11 protein-coding genes are annotated in these 13,221 nt (G+C 61.7%); 5 read left to right on the top strand and 6 right to left on the bottom strand.

Annotated features, from left to right (window positions below):
• The first annotated feature begins 43 nt into the window (after positions 1 to 43).
• The 4 genes from RAS12_RS06125 (at position 44) to prfH (ending at position 4,713) form a co-directional block, all read left to right on the top strand.
• Positions 44 to 1,714 (top strand): ABC transporter permease, encoded by a 1,671-nt coding sequence (locus RAS12_RS06125; RefSeq protein ID WP_306946275.1) that lies wholly within the window; start codon positions 44 to 46, stop codon positions 1,712 to 1,714.
• 5 nt (positions 1,715 to 1,719) lie between these two features.
• The gene (locus RAS12_RS06120) at positions 1,720 to 2,496 is read left to right on the top strand and encodes an ABC transporter ATP-binding protein (protein ID WP_306946273.1); all 777 of its coding nucleotides are present in this window, start codon (positions 1,720 to 1,722) and stop codon (positions 2,494 to 2,496) included.
• 457 nt (positions 2,497 to 2,953) lie between these two features.
• Positions 2,954 to 4,090, top strand: a complete 1,137-nt coding sequence (locus RAS12_RS06115; protein ID WP_306946272.1) for an RNA ligase RtcB family protein — start codon at positions 2,954 to 2,956, stop codon at positions 4,088 to 4,090.
• Complete coding sequence (prfH, locus tag RAS12_RS06110; protein ID WP_306946270.1) at positions 4,090 to 4,713, top strand: peptide chain release factor H; 624 nt, start codon at positions 4,090 to 4,092, stop codon at positions 4,711 to 4,713. Before RAS12_RS06115 ends, prfH begins: the two co-directional genes overlap by 1 nt.
• A gap of 37 nt (positions 4,714 to 4,750) precedes the next feature.
• On the opposite strand, the gene RAS12_RS06105 is transcribed toward prfH, so the two are convergent.
• Together RAS12_RS06105 and RAS12_RS06100 are read right to left on the bottom strand one after the other, a co-directional pair.
• Positions 4,751 to 5,656: a pirin family protein gene (locus RAS12_RS06105; protein WP_306946268.1), complete on the bottom strand. Its 906-nt coding sequence runs from the start codon at positions 5,654 to 5,656 to the stop codon at positions 4,751 to 4,753.
• Between the two features lie 99 nt (positions 5,657 to 5,755).
• Positions 5,756 to 6,454, bottom strand: coding sequence for a pirin family protein (locus RAS12_RS06100; protein WP_306946266.1), 699 nt, complete (start codon positions 6,452 to 6,454; stop codon positions 5,756 to 5,758).
• A gap of 170 nt (positions 6,455 to 6,624) precedes the next feature.
• Between RAS12_RS06100 and RAS12_RS06095 the strand changes: the two genes are divergently transcribed.
• Entirely contained in the window at positions 6,625 to 7,539 is a 915-nt protein-coding gene (locus RAS12_RS06095; protein WP_306946264.1) for a LysR family transcriptional regulator, read from the top strand.
• 84 nt (positions 7,540 to 7,623) lie between these two features.
• On the opposite strand, the gene ntrC is transcribed toward RAS12_RS06095, so the two are convergent.
• The 4 genes from ntrC to hemW form a co-directional block, all read right to left on the bottom strand.
• Positions 7,624 to 9,120, bottom strand: coding sequence for a nitrogen regulation protein NR(I) (ntrC, locus tag RAS12_RS06090; RefSeq protein ID WP_306946260.1), 1,497 nt, complete (start codon positions 9,118 to 9,120; stop codon positions 7,624 to 7,626).
• Positions 9,120 to 10,184 carry a nitrogen regulation protein NR(II) gene (glnL, locus tag RAS12_RS06085; RefSeq protein ID WP_306946258.1) on the bottom strand — a complete coding sequence of 355 codons (1,065 nt, stop codon included), beginning with the start codon at positions 10,182 to 10,184 and terminating at the stop codon, positions 9,120 to 9,122. The genes ntrC and glnL overlap by 1 nt, the downstream gene beginning before the upstream one ends.
• 193 nt (positions 10,185 to 10,377) lie before the next feature.
• Positions 10,378 to 11,790, bottom strand: a complete 1,413-nt coding sequence (gene glnA / locus RAS12_RS06080; RefSeq protein WP_306946257.1) for a type I glutamate--ammonia ligase — start codon at positions 11,788 to 11,790, stop codon at positions 10,378 to 10,380.
• A gap of 182 nt (positions 11,791 to 11,972) precedes the next feature.
• A complete protein-coding gene (hemW, locus tag RAS12_RS06075; protein ID WP_306946256.1) occupies positions 11,973 to 13,199 on the bottom strand; it encodes a radical SAM family heme chaperone HemW in 1,227 nt (408 codons plus the stop codon).
• Positions 13,200 to 13,221: the final 22 nt, after the last annotated feature.

The raw sequence follows: 13,221 nt of genomic DNA, 5'->3' as shown, positions 1-13,221 counted from the left end.
CAAAGGGAACAGGCCTTGCCATTGATGCGATCGACTTTGAAGCATGCACACTGAATCCTTGCCCCGGCCGCTGCGTTTGCGCTGGACTGAACGCGGGGCTGGCTGGCTGGCCGGCGCCGCATTGATTGCGCTGGCCGTACTGGCGCCTGTGCTGACGCTGGGCTGGTGGGCGCTGGATGGCAACCTGGCGCACTGGCAGCACTTGGCCAACTACGTGCTGCCCCAGGCCCTGGCCAACACCGCAATCTTGCTGGCAGGCGTCGGCGTCATGGTCACGCTGCTGGGCACGGGAGCCGCGTGGCTCGTCACTGCCTACGAATTTCCCACCCGCCGGATCTTGACCTGGGCATTGCTGCTGCCGCTGGCGGTGCCAACCTACATCATTGCGTTTGCCTACCTGGACCTGCTGCACCCCATCGGCCCGATCCAGACCGCGATCCGCGCCGTGCTGGGCTACGACAGCCCCCGCCAATTCCGTTTGCCGGACTTGCGCTCGATCTACGGCGCAATTTTTGTGCTGGGCTTTGTGCTGTACCCCTATGTTTACCTGAGCACCCGCGTCATGTTCATGACGCAGGCCGCCAGCTTGCTTGAAGCTGCCCGCACGCTGGGTGCCGGGCGCGTGGCTGTCTTCTTCCGCGTCGCACTGCCGCTGGCCCGCCCAGCCATCGTCGTGGGCGTCAGCCTGGCTTTGCTTGAGACGCTGAACGACATTGGCGCATCCGAATTTCTGGGCGTGCAAACACTGACCGTCTCGGTCTACACCACGTGGGTCACCCGTTCCGATCTGGCGGGCGCCGCGCAAATCGCGTTGACCATGCTGGCCATCGTGATCGGTCTGATCATGCTGGAACGCCACGGCCGCAAGCGTCAACGTTACGCCAACACGCAACGCATGCGCCCCATGCAAGCACGCCGGCTGCGCGGGACGGCCGCGGTGGTAGCCATGGTGCTGGGCTGGATACCCGTGCTGCTGGGGTTTGTCGCGCCGGCGGTCTATCTGATCTTTGAAACCTATAAGCGCCTGCATCTGGTCGGCGGGGTGTCGAACCAACTGATCAACGGCTTGAGCAACACGCTGATCGTGGCGTTCAGCGCCACCATCGTTACCTTGCTCTGCGGACTGATCGTGGCCTGGGCCGGACGCACCATGCGCGAAAGCGCCACCTTCAACCCGGGACGCGCCTGCGCACGAATTGCCAGCCTGGGTTACGCCGTGCCCGGCACCGTGCTGGCGATCGGCCTGCTCACGCCTTTCGTCTGGATCGACACTGCCGTGGCCAAGGTATTTGGCGGCACTGGCCTCTTCCTGATGGGATCGATGGCCGCGCTGGTTTGCGCCTATGTCATCCGCTTTCTGGCGATCTCCACCGGGGCACTGGAAGCGGGCCTGGCGCGCATTCCCCCGTCTTTGGAACAGGCCTCGCGGCTGCTGGGCGAAAGCTCGGCAGGCACCTTGCGCCGCGTACACCTTCCGCTGCTGCGGCCAGCACTGGCTGCAAGCGCCCTGCTGGTGTTCGTGGACGCCATGAAGGAACTGCCTGCCACCCTGCTTTTGCGCCCGATGAATTTCGACACGCTGGCCACATGGCTTTACGCCGAGGCCGCTCGCGGCACCTACGAAGAAGGCGCCGTCGCCGCGCTGGCGATCGTACTGGCCGGCCTATTGCCCGTCATCCTGCTGGCGCGCACCAATCTGAAAATGGGACATTGATCATCGTGCCCGATCTGTTAGAAATCGATCGACTCTCTCTTGCCTACGACACCCCGGGCGGCTTAAAAGCCGTGGTGCAGGATCTGACGCTGGGCCTGCCAACAGGGCACATCGGCTGCCTGTTGGGCGAGTCCGGCTGCGGCAAGACCACCGTGCTGCGCGCAATCGCAGGCTTTGAACCCGTGCGCGCCGGCCGCATCCTGCTGGACGGCACCGTCATTTCTTCGGCAACCGAACAGGTGCCGCCTGAGCTGCGCCGGGTCGGCATGATGTTTCAGGACTACGCCTTGTTTCCGCACCTCTCGGTGGCGCTGAACGTGGCGTTTGGTCTGCGCAAGCTGCCGCGCGCGGACCGTGCCCGCCGTGTCGAAGAAATGCTGGAACTGGTGGGTCTGGCGCACGCCGCCAACAGCTATCCGCACGAGATTTCGGGCGGCCAGCAACAGCGCGTAGCGCTGGCGCGGGCCTTGGCGCCCTCGCCCGATTTACTGCTGCTGGACGAACCGTTCTCCAACCTGGATGTGGACACGCGCGAACGCCTGGCGTTTGAAGTGCGCGACATTCTGAAGACCACTGGCCACACGGCCATCCTGGTCACCCACAACCAGGCCGAAGCCTTCGCCATTGCGGACCGCATTGGCGTGATGGCCAAGGGCAGCATCGCGCAGTGGGATACGCCGTACAACCTGCACCACCACCCCGCCAACGACTTTGTGCGCGACTTCATCCGCCGCGAAGCGCTGGAAGAACGGCGCGAGCAAGCCTTCGCTCGCGGACGCTAAGGCAGCGGCTGCCAGCACACGGTTTGTGGCGTAATGCAGACGTATTTTTGCCGCAAGCATGGACGCCACTTCATTTTTAATACGTGGAGGCCGCGCCGTTCCAGATCCGGTGGTAGAGTGGCGCCTGTTCGGCAACGCTCACCACGCAGCGTTCCCTATCCCAACACCACTGCACAGGAGGAAATCATTATGCAAAAACAAACTTCCCGCCTTGCAGGCCGCGCCTAGCTAGATCGAATTTTTCTTGCTGTAAGCCTTACAGCGCCCATTCGCATTGCCTTGGCCCGGACCTGCCACACAGGGTCTCTCATTCGCTGCACTCGCACGGCCCCACCTATTGGGCCCGACGGCATAGACGCGTCTGCGCTTGCCGCCGCGCTCCGCTGGCTGCGGCATGCCTGCGCGAGTTCGCACGCGATGAGATCAAGCCCTTCTTTGACTTGATCTGGAAATTTCCATGGGCAATTGCATTCAACAATTGTCCGAGAGCGTGACACTCATCGCCTCGGACGACACGTGGATCGAAGGCAACGCGATCCAACAACTACACACCACTTCCAAGCTTGCCGGCATGCGCCGCGTTGCAGGAATGCCTGATCTCCATCCCGGCCGGGGTTATCCGGTGGGAGCCGCCTTTTTCTCGACCGGACGCTTGTATCCCGCTTTGATAGGCGGCGATATCGGCTGCGGCATGGCGCTATGGACGACGGACCTTGATGCTCGAAAGAGCCCTGCCGAAAAGCTTGAAAAGCGGCTAGGCAATATCGACGCGCCATTGGACGATGCGTGGCAAACCCTGGTGTCTGAATTGGCACCCGCCAATGTCGGATTCCAGCAGGCATTGGGAACCATCGGCGGCGGCAATCACTTTGCCGAGCTGCAACGCATTGATCATATCTACGACCCGCAGGCTGTAGCTGCATTGCAGCTGGATATGAAACAACTGGTGCTGCTTGTGCACAGCGGTTCGCGCGGTTTGGGCGGATCGATTCTGGAACAGCACATCCATCGGCACGGCCATGCGGGACTCGTTCAAGACAGCGCCGACTGCGTGGACTATCTGGCACAACACGACGGCGCCTTGCAGTATGCAGAAGCCAACCGGCAACTGATTGCGCGCCGCATGCTGGACCGGCTTGGAGCAAACGGCCAGCAGGTGCTGGACGTGCACCACAACCTGGTCACGCCCGCCGCGATTCAAGGCGAAAACGGCTGGCTGCATCGCAAGGGCGCTACGCCGTCCGATACGGGGCTGGTCGTTATCCCTGGTTCGCGGGGGGACTACAGTTATCTGGCGGCGCCAATTCCCAGCGAAGCCAGTCTGTTTTCGCTGGCGCATGGCGCGGGCCGTAAATGGATGCGCAGCGAGTGCAAAGACAGGCTCGTCAAGCGTTACAGCCCTGCGCAATTGAGCAGGACCAAGCTGGGCAGCCATGTAGTCTGCCAGGATAAGCATCTGATCTACGAAGAAGCGCCAGAGGCCTACAAGCCTGTCGACAGCATCATTGCCAGTATGGAACAGGCAGGATTGCTGACGGTGCTGGCAAAGCTGCGTCCCGTGCTGACTTACAAAACACGTGGGGGGTGCTGCTGATGGCGCTATTACAGTTATCCGCCGCGCAAGGTCCAGACGAATGTTGTCTTGCCGTGGCCAAAGCGCTGGCGTATCTGCTGCGTGAAGCGCAAGCCAGCAACTTGAGCGCCGACGTTTTGGAGCTTGAAAACGGCAACCGGGCGGGCACTTTCCGCTCCGTTCTGCTGAGTCTGGATGGCGCTGGAGCAGATGCCTTGGCGGCGCAATGGGAAGGGTCGATCCAATGGATCTGCCCAAGCCCGTACCGCCCTGCTCATCAACGCAAGAACTGGTTCATCGGCGCATTGCGTTGTGAAACTCCGGCAACCAGCCTGGCAAGTGAAATACGTTTTGAGACGACGCGCTCTTCCGGCCCTGGCGGCCAGCATGTCAACAAAACGGAGTCCGCGGTACGCGCAACGCATGTGGCAACAGGCATCACCGTCAAGGTGCAGACCGAACGCAGCCAACATGCGAACAAACGCATTGCGGTTCTGTTGATTGCGCACCGTCTGGCCAACCGCGATCAGGAACTGCAAGCCGCACAGCGTGCGCAACGCAGGCAATTCCACCACCAGGTGGAACGCGGAAGTCCAAAGCGCGTGTTCAAAGGCGAAACCTTTGAACTCTTGAAAACCACGTAGTGAACAGCAGGCCGGAACATTCCGGCCTGCGCCTTATTTACACGCGCGGTTCGGGCAAGGGGATGAACTCGGTTTCATCGCCGGGCACGACCTGATCAAAGCGCGTGCGCTGCCAGTCCTGCTTGGCTTGTTCAATGCGGTCTTTGCTGCTGGACACGAAGTTCCACCAGACAAAGCGCGGGCCGTCCAACGGCTCTCCACCCAGCACTGCGAAGCGCGCGGCCGTCTTCGCGCGGATCTGCACGGGCTTGCCCGGCGCAAAGACAACAAGGCGTCCGCTCTCGTATGTCTGGCCTTCAATTTCGACGGTGCCCATCGCCAGATAGGCGGCGCGTTCAACATGTTCAGCCGGAAGCACCGTGATGGCGCCTGCCTGCAATTGAAGGTCACCATAGAACAGCGGCGACAACGTTTTGACTGACGAGGTTTTACCAAACAACGAGCCCGCTACCACCTGGGCGCGCACGCCCTCGCCTTCAATAACCGGCTGGGCATCCAGACCGTAGTGCGTGAAACCAGGGTCGGATTCTTCATGCTCTTTGGGCAGACCAACCCAAATCTGCAGGCCACAGAGCCGCTGCGGAGCCAGACGGCTTTCGGGCGACGAGCGTTCGGAGTGAACGATGCCGCGGCCTGCCGTCATCCAGTTCACTTCCCCGGGCAAAATGGTCTGCGTATGACCCGCGCCGTCGCGGTGCACCATCGAACCTTCATACAGATAGGTGACGGTAGACAGGCCGATATGCGGATGCGGACGGACGTCGATGCCAGACCCAACGTCAAAATCGGCTGGCCCCATGTGATCCAGGAACACGAACGGACCCACGGTGCGGCGCTGCGCCGACGGAATGGCGCGCAAGACGGAGAAACCGCCAAGGTCGCTGGTGCGCGGCACTACAACGGTTTCAATCTGGCTTTCGCCTGCTTCGGACAAGGTAGACATGGTGGAGCGCTCCGCATGAGTAGGCCAACGGCCATCTTAAGGCCTGACGGCCGATTCTAAGTCTGCCGGACGGAGCCCTGCTCCGCCCGGCGCGTGGCATTACGCCAGATCAAACACCAGCACTTCGGCGTTCTTGCCACCGGACAGTTCGACACGGTTCTCATCCGTGATCGCGGCAGCATCGCCAGCCAACAGTTCGACGCCATTGACGGTCAGACTGCCGCGGGCCACATGCACCCAGCCACGGCGGCCCGGCGCCAAGGTCAAAGCGGCGGATTCGTCGCCGTCGAACAGGCCGCCGTACAAACGCGCATCCTGATGAATCTTCATCGAACCATCCACGCCATCAGCCGATACCAGGGCTTGCAGGCGGCCACGCTTTTGCGCATCGCTGAAGCTGCGCTCTTCGTACTCCGGCGCAATGCCGGTGACGTCGGGCTGAATCCAGATTTGCAGCATGTGCGTTTCAGTATCCGGCAGCGGGTTGAACTCGGAGTGCATGACGCCGCGGCCAGCGCTCATCCGTTGCACGTTACCGGGCTGAATGGTCGAGCCGCTACCCATGCTGTCCTTATGCGCAATCGCGCCGTCCAGCACATAGGTGATGATCTCCATGTCCCGGTGGCCGTGGGTGCCGAAACCGCGTCCGGCAGCGATGCGATCATCGTTGATCACGCGCAGCGCGCCGAAGCCCATGTGAGCCGGGTCGTAGTAGTTGGCAAACGAAAAGGTGTGAAACGAATCGAGCCACCCATGGTTGGCGTGACCTCGTTCGGCAGCGCGGCGAATCGTAAGCATTGTGGACTCCTGTTTCAATAATATGAATGATCTATGGGGTGCAGCGCTTGGCTTGAAGGTCCTGTCTGTTTGTCTGCAACCCCGGCATGAGTGATATTCTGCGCGTGCCAGACCCGGCGTTTGGCGCTATATTTTGACGAAATCATTCAAATATTTTGAACGGCCCTCGAATGCAGCCTATCACCCCTGAATTGCTCGTCCTGGTCGACGCGATTGCCCGCCACGGCAGCTTTGCCAAAGCGGCCCGCGAACTCGGCAAGGTACCGTCTGCCGTTACGTATTCCATACGCAAGCTGGAAGATGGCTTGGATGTGTTGCTGTTTGACCGGACCGGACATCGCGCGCAGCTGACGCCGGCGGGAGAAGCCCTGCTGAAAGATGGCCGCTATGTCTTGCAGTCATTGGACGACCTGGCATGCCGCGTGAAACGCATCGCCACCGGATGGGAAGTGGAGCTGCGCATTGCGGTCAGCGCTGTGCTGCCGTGGCGTCCGCTATACGACTTGATCGAAGAATTCCAGGGGATTGCCAGCGCCACCAAGCTGCGCTTCTCCAGCGAGGTATTAAGCGGCAATTGGGATGCGTTGACGGCGGGCCGGGCGGACCTGGTCATCGGCGCGGGCGCGGCGGGTGAACCCACGGGCCCCTACCGCTCACAAGCGATCGGCCTGACGCAATTCGCGTTCTGCGTTGCCGCGCACCACCCGCTGGCGGCACTGCCACAGCCCCTTAGCCGCGCTGATATCACGCGCTATTGCGCCGTGGTGGTGGCGGACACGTCGCGCAACCTGCCGCCGCAATCACGCGGCATTCTCGCCGACCAGCCCACGCTGGTCATGCCCACAATGCAAGCCAAGGTCGAGGCTCAAGTGCGCGGCCTGGGCTGCGGATACTTGCCCATGACGCTGGCAGCGCCATATTTGTCGCAAGGGTTGCTGGTGGTGTGCGAAACGGATGAAGGCATGTCCCTGACGGAACACGTGACCTACGCCTGGCGAGCCGAGCCACCCGGCGAGGCGCTGAAGTGGTGGCTGCAAAAGCTGAAATCGCCGCGTTTGTGCGAAAGCTTGTTAGGAATGGGGTAAAGCACGGCCTAGCAAGAATGGGGTTACGCAAGGCGCGCACTGCCCCGATTGAAGGCAGCCGCGCGCACCATCCACCTTCCCCGATCACTCGTCCTCAATCCCCAGCTCGCGCAGTTTGCGCGTGATGGTATTGCGACCGATCCCCAATCGTGAAGCGGCTTCCACGCGACGGCCACGGCTGGCGTCCAACGCACTTTGCAGCAAGATCTTCTCGAACTGACGGGTGAGTGTCGCCATGACCGCGGGTTCGCCGCGTTCCAGCCGGTATTGCGCATCACGCAGCAAAGAGTCCTGCCAATTGCGCGGCGCGCCGTCGTCCAAAGCGCTCGACGACTGCTGGACCACGGTGCCGATACTGGGCACCTGTGCAGCGGGGCGCTGCGGCATCGACGCCGCTTGCTGCTGATGTTCCACCGCACGAATTTCCGGCGGCAGATCACCGCGATCCACGGTCTGGCCTGCCGCCATTACCGTCAACCAGTGGCAGAAGTTCTCCAATTGCCGGACGTTGCCGGGAAAGTCGAACTTTGTCAGAACAGCCAGCGCATCTGGCGTCAAACGTTTGACGGGCACGCCCAAGGTACGGGCGCTGACAGTCAGAAAGTGCTGGGCCAGCGCGGGAATATCTTCCACGCGCTCGCGCAACGGGGGCAGCCGCAAGCGAATCACGTTTAAGCGGTGGAACAAATCTTCGCGGAACAGACCTTGCTCAACGCGCTGCTCAAGCGGCTGGTGAGTGGCTGCAACAATACGCACATCCACGCGTACGGGTTGCGCACCGCCGACCCGATAAAAGCTGCCTTCCGCCAGCACACGCAGCAATCGCGTCTGCAATTCAATCGGCATATCGCCAATCTCATCCAGGAACAAGGTGCCCCCGTGCGCTTCCTCGAAGCGGCCCCGGCGCAGATTGTTGGCGCCGGTAAATGCGCCGCGCTCGTGACCGAACAGTTCGGCCTCAAGCAGGTCACGCGGAATTGCCGCGGCGTTCAGCGCCACGAACGGACCGCTTGCGCGCACGCCGTGGCCATGCAGCGCTCGCGCCACCAATTCCTTGCCAGTACCGGATTCTCCCGTGATCAACACGGTGACCTTGGACTGCGCCAAGCGGCCAATCGCGCGGAACACTTCCTGCATGGCGGTGGAGGATGACTGCGTCATCATCCAGCGCTCGTTGTTCTGCGCAGCCTCGCCCTGCCCTTCGGGGCTTTCGGGCTGCGACGATTCCTGCATGGCGCGCTGGATCAGCGCCACGGCTTCGTTCACGTCAAACGGCTTGGCCAGATAATCAAAGGCCCCGCCCTGAAACGCGGACACCGTGCTGTCCAGATCGGCAAACGCGGTCATCACAATGACCGGCAAACCGGGATGACGTTCTTTCAGTTGCCGCAACAGCTCCAAGCCATTGCCGCCAGGCATGCGGATATCGGACACCAATGCGACGGGCGTGTCGCGCTGAAGCGCTTCCAGCACATCAGCCGATTGGGAGAAACTGCGGGTTGTGACGCCAGCGCGGGCCAGGGCCTTTTCGAGGACCCAGCGGATGGCCTGGTCGTCGTCGACGATCCATACGGGTTTCATCAGTGTGCGGGCTCCATCGGTAGGACCAGGCGAAATTCAGTGCGCCCGGGTCGGGATTCAAATTCGATGATGCCGCCGTGCTGCTGCACGAAGTCCTGGGCAAGGCTCAAGCCCAACCCCGTACCTCCGGCCCTGGCCGTGACCAGCGGATGGAAAATGCGGTCACGGATATGGTCCGGCACGCCAGGACCGTTGTCGATAATGGACAGCACCAGCGCCAGCCGGTGTTGCCGGTGCGCCAGCATGACTTGCCGGGCTACGCGGGTACGCAACGTCACTACGCCGGGTTCTGCCTGCGCGCTTTGCGGACGCGCAACCAGTTCCTGTGCAGCATTGCGCGCCACATTCAAGACTGCCTGCATCAAACGGGCGGCATCGCCGCGCAAGTCGGGAACCGACGCGTCGTAGTCGCGCAAGATGGTGACGTCGTTGCGGAATTCAGCCTGAATCAGCGCGCAGACGCGTTCGCAGATTTCATGGATATTCACCGGACGCGCATTCAGCGGCACACGTTGCGGGCCGCTCAAGCGGTCCACCAGCGCCTGCAAGCGGTCGGCTTCGGAAATAATGACCTGGGTGTATTCAGCCAGCGCTGCACTGGGCAACTCGGCTTCCAGCAATTGCGCGGCGCCGCGCAAACCACCCAATGGATTCTTCACTTCGTGCGCAAGATTGCGCAGCAGCTCGCGGTGAGCTTCTATTTCATCAACCAGCCGATGATTTCGATCGGCCAGAACGCGCTGCTCTATCTCTCGCGTTTCGATCAGCACAGGCCAGCGTTGGCCCGTCAGCCCGACCGTCGTAACGGCGACTTCCACAGATTCAGCGGCACGGCGCAACGAGGCCAGTTGCCGGACATCGGCATATCGCCCGGCCGCAGCGCGGTCAATGGACGATTGGATGTTTTCTGGGTTGTCGAACAGCGTAGCGGCAGAGTGGCCGCATAGTTGTTTGCGCGACCGGCCGAACAAATCCTCGGCAGCCGCGTTGGCGTATTCAATGTGACCGCGCTCGTTAACCAGGAAAACGGACGTGGCAAGCAGATCGAGAGCTTCTACATTCATTTTTCAACGTACCCGAATGACAGGGGGGAAAGCGGAACGCGCCCGCGACGGCGGCGCCGGAACCCGGCGCCCTGCCCGCCAGGCTTGGTGCATGGCGGACAAACCGTCGAGCCGCGACCTGGTGGTGCGCGTGATGTGGGCCCTGGTTTCTGCCTACATCATCGCGCTCCCCCCAGCCACAGCCTCAGACAAATCAGAGGCTGTAGTACATGTCGAATTCAACCGGGTGCGTCGTCATGCGCAGACGATTCACATCGCCCATCTTCAGGTCGATGTAGGCGTTGAGCATGTCGTTGCTGAACACGCCACCACGGGTCAGGAACTCGCGATCCTGGTCCAGAGCTTCCAACGCTTGTTCCAGCGACGAGCACACCGTCGGGATCTTCGCGTCTTCTTCGGGCGGCAGGTCGTACAAGTTCTTGTCGGCGGGATCACCGGGGTGAATCTTGTTCTGCACGCCGTCCAGACCGGCCATCATCAGGGCCGAGAATGCCAGGTACGGGTTGGCCAGCGGGTCCGGGAAACGCGCTTCGACGCGGCGGCCCTTCGGGTTGCCGACGTACGGAATGCGGATCGAGGCCGAGCGGTTGCGGGCCGAGTAAGCCAGCTTGACCGGGGCTTCGTAGTGCGGAACCAGACGCTTGTACGAGTTGGTGCCCGGGTTGGTAATGGCGTTCAGTGCGCGAGCGTGCTTGATGATGCCGCCGATGTAGTACAGCGCAAATTCCGACAGGCCAGCGTAGCCGTTGCCTGCGAACAGGTTTTGGCCGTCCTTCCAGATGGATTGGTGCACGTGCATGCCGGAACCGTTGTCGCCAACGATGGGCTTGGGCATGAACGTCGCGGTCTTGCCGTAGGCGTGGGCCACGTTGTGCACGACGTACTTGACGATCTGCGTCCAGTCGGCGCGCTGAACCAGCGTGCTGAACTTGGTGCCGATTTCCAGTTGGCCCGGAGCGGCGACTTCATGGTGGTGCACTTCAACCGGCACGCCCATTTGTTCCATCAACAGGCACATTTCCGAACGCATGTCCTGGAACGAATCAACCGGCGGCACGGGGAAATAGCCGCCCTTCACGCCAGGACGATGGCCGGTGTTGCCACCTTCGAATTCCAGGCCGGAGGACCACGGCGCTTCTTCGGACTTGATCTTGACGAACGTGCCCGACATGTCGGTGTTCCAGGTCACGCCGTCGAACACGAAAAATTCGGGTTCCGGACCAAAGTAGGCGGTGTCGCCCAGGCCGGAGGCCTTCAGGTAGGCTTCGGCGCGCTTGGCCAGCGAACGCGGGTCGCGGTCATAGCCCTTCAGGTCGGACGGTTCAACCACGTCGCAGGACAGGATCAGGGTCGGTTCTTCGCGGAACGGGTCCAGGTTGGCGGTCGAGCAGTCGGGGATGAGCAGCATGTCGGACGCTTCAATGCCCTTCCAGCCCGGAATCGACGAACCGTCGAAGGCCTGCCCGCTTTCCAGCTTGTCTTCGTCGATCGCGGTGGTGGGCACGGAAACGTGGTGCTCACGGCCAACCGTATCGGTAAAGCGGAAATCCACGAATTTCACTTCGTTATCGGCGATCTGTTTCAGGACGTCTTTCGGGCTTGCCATGTCATCTCCATTAGATAAAAGGGTCGAGGGCTGCGCCTCTCGACTGGCATAAAACTATTAAGCAATAAGCGTGCCAGGTTTCACCCCAGGGATTCCCAGGGCAATATGCACAATCATGGGAAATGTAGCACCAGTATGGTGCAAATGACGGAGCATCATTGCCCCAATATGGTGCCTGCACGTTACAGGAACATTTCCTGCAGATCGTTTAGAAAGCTCCACCCCAAAGGTGTCGCCCGCAACCGCGTGGGGTCCGCATCCAGCAAGCCCCGTTTCGAGGCAGCCTCTAATTGGTGCGCAATGACGGCCAGCGATAACCCCGTGCGCTCCGTGAAGGCGGTAGTGGGCACGCCGTCCTTCAAACGCAAAGCATTGAGCATGAACTCAAACGGCAGCTCATCAGGGCCGACCTGACGGTTTTCCGCCAGATGGCTGCCGTCTCGGGCCATTGCCGCCTGCATCCAGGAATCCGGGCTGCGCAGGCGCGCTTCACGCACGATACGGTCGTGAAAGGACAGCTTGCCGTGAGCGCCGGGGCCGATGCCCAGGTAGTCACCGAATTCCCAATAGTTCTGGTTGTGCCGGCTGCGGGCGCCTGGCTTGGCGTAGGCCGAGACCTCGTAGCGCGCCAGGCCGGCCGCCGCCAGCTCGGATTCCACCGCGTCCTGCATGGCCGCGCTGGTATCGTCGTCCGGCAGGTCTTCGGGCGGAAACTTGGCAAAGACGGTGTTGGGTTCCATCGTCAGGTGATACAGCGACAGATGTTCCGTGCCGAACGACACCGCCTGCCGCAGATCGTCCAGACAGGCGTCCAAGGTCTGCCCAGGCAGAGCAAACATGACGTCCAGATTGACGCGGGAGACGGCGCGCTGCGCCATTTCGATGGCGGCGCGCGCCTGCGACGCATCATGAATGCGGCCCAATTTCTTCAACTGAGCATCGTCAAAACTCTGTATGCCCAGCGAGAAGCGCGTGACTCCGCTCGCGGCATAGTCACGAAACCGGCTGGCTTCGGCTGTGCCGGGGTTGGCTTCCATGGTGATCTCGGCGTCTGGCCACACGTTCAGACAGGCCCGCAGCATGGCCAGCAACTCATCCAATCCGGCGGATGACAGCAAGCTGGGAGTGCCGCCGCCAATAAATACGGACACCACCTGACGGCCCCAGATGGACGGCAGCGCCTGTTCCAGGTCGCTGCGCAAGGCGTCAAGATAGGCCCGCTCCGGGATTTCTCCGGCCGGCGCAGCGTGCGAATTAAAGTCGCAATACGGGCATTTGCGCACGCACCAGGGCACGTGCACATACACAGACAATGGCGGCAGGCTGGTCAGCGTGGAGCCGGCCGGCACAATCAGGCGGGACGGCTGTGCGCCGCCCATTTCGTTGCGGATGGGAATAATGATGGACATGCGGTGTTCCTGGGCCGGCGCC

The organism is Achromobacter seleniivolatilans, assembly GCF_030864005.1.
GTDB classification, from domain to species: Bacteria; Pseudomonadota; Gammaproteobacteria; order Burkholderiales; family Burkholderiaceae_B; genus Achromobacter; species Achromobacter seleniivolatilans.
Note: the sequence above shows the minus strand (reverse complement) of the source record. Positions and strands in the feature narration are given on the sequence as shown.

Bases quoted from the DNA above. Each gene is read 5' to 3' on its own strand.
- RAS12_RS06125 (WP_306946275.1), top strand. From the start codon at position 44: ATGCACACTGAATCCTTGCCCCGGCCGCTGCGTTTGCGCTGGACTGAA.
- RAS12_RS06115 (WP_306946272.1), top strand. From the start codon at position 2,954: ATGGGCAATTGCATTCAACAATTGTCCGAGAGCGTGACACTCATCGCC.
- prfH (WP_306946270.1), top strand. From the start codon at position 4,090: ATGGCGCTATTACAGTTATCCGCCGCGCAAGGTCCAGACGAATGTTGT.
- RAS12_RS06105 (WP_306946268.1), bottom strand. From the start codon at position 5,656: ATGTCTACCTTGTCCGAAGCAGGCGAAAGCCAGATTGAAACCGTTGTA.
- RAS12_RS06100 (WP_306946266.1), bottom strand. From the start codon at position 6,454: ATGCTTACGATTCGCCGCGCTGCCGAACGAGGTCACGCCAACCATGGG.
- RAS12_RS06095 (WP_306946264.1), top strand. From the start codon at position 6,625: ATGCAGCCTATCACCCCTGAATTGCTCGTCCTGGTCGACGCGATTGCC.
- ntrC (WP_306946260.1), bottom strand. From the start codon at position 9,120: ATGAAACCCGTATGGATCGTCGACGACGACCAGGCCATCCGCTGGGTC.
- glnL (WP_306946258.1), bottom strand. From the start codon at position 10,184: ATGAATGTAGAAGCTCTCGATCTGCTTGCCACGTCCGTTTTCCTGGTT.
- glnA (WP_306946257.1), bottom strand. From the start codon at position 11,790: ATGGCAAGCCCGAAAGACGTCCTGAAACAGATCGCCGATAACGAAGTG.
- hemW (WP_306946256.1), bottom strand. From the start codon at position 13,199: ATGTCCATCATTATTCCCATCCGCAACGAAATGGGCGGCGCACAGCCG.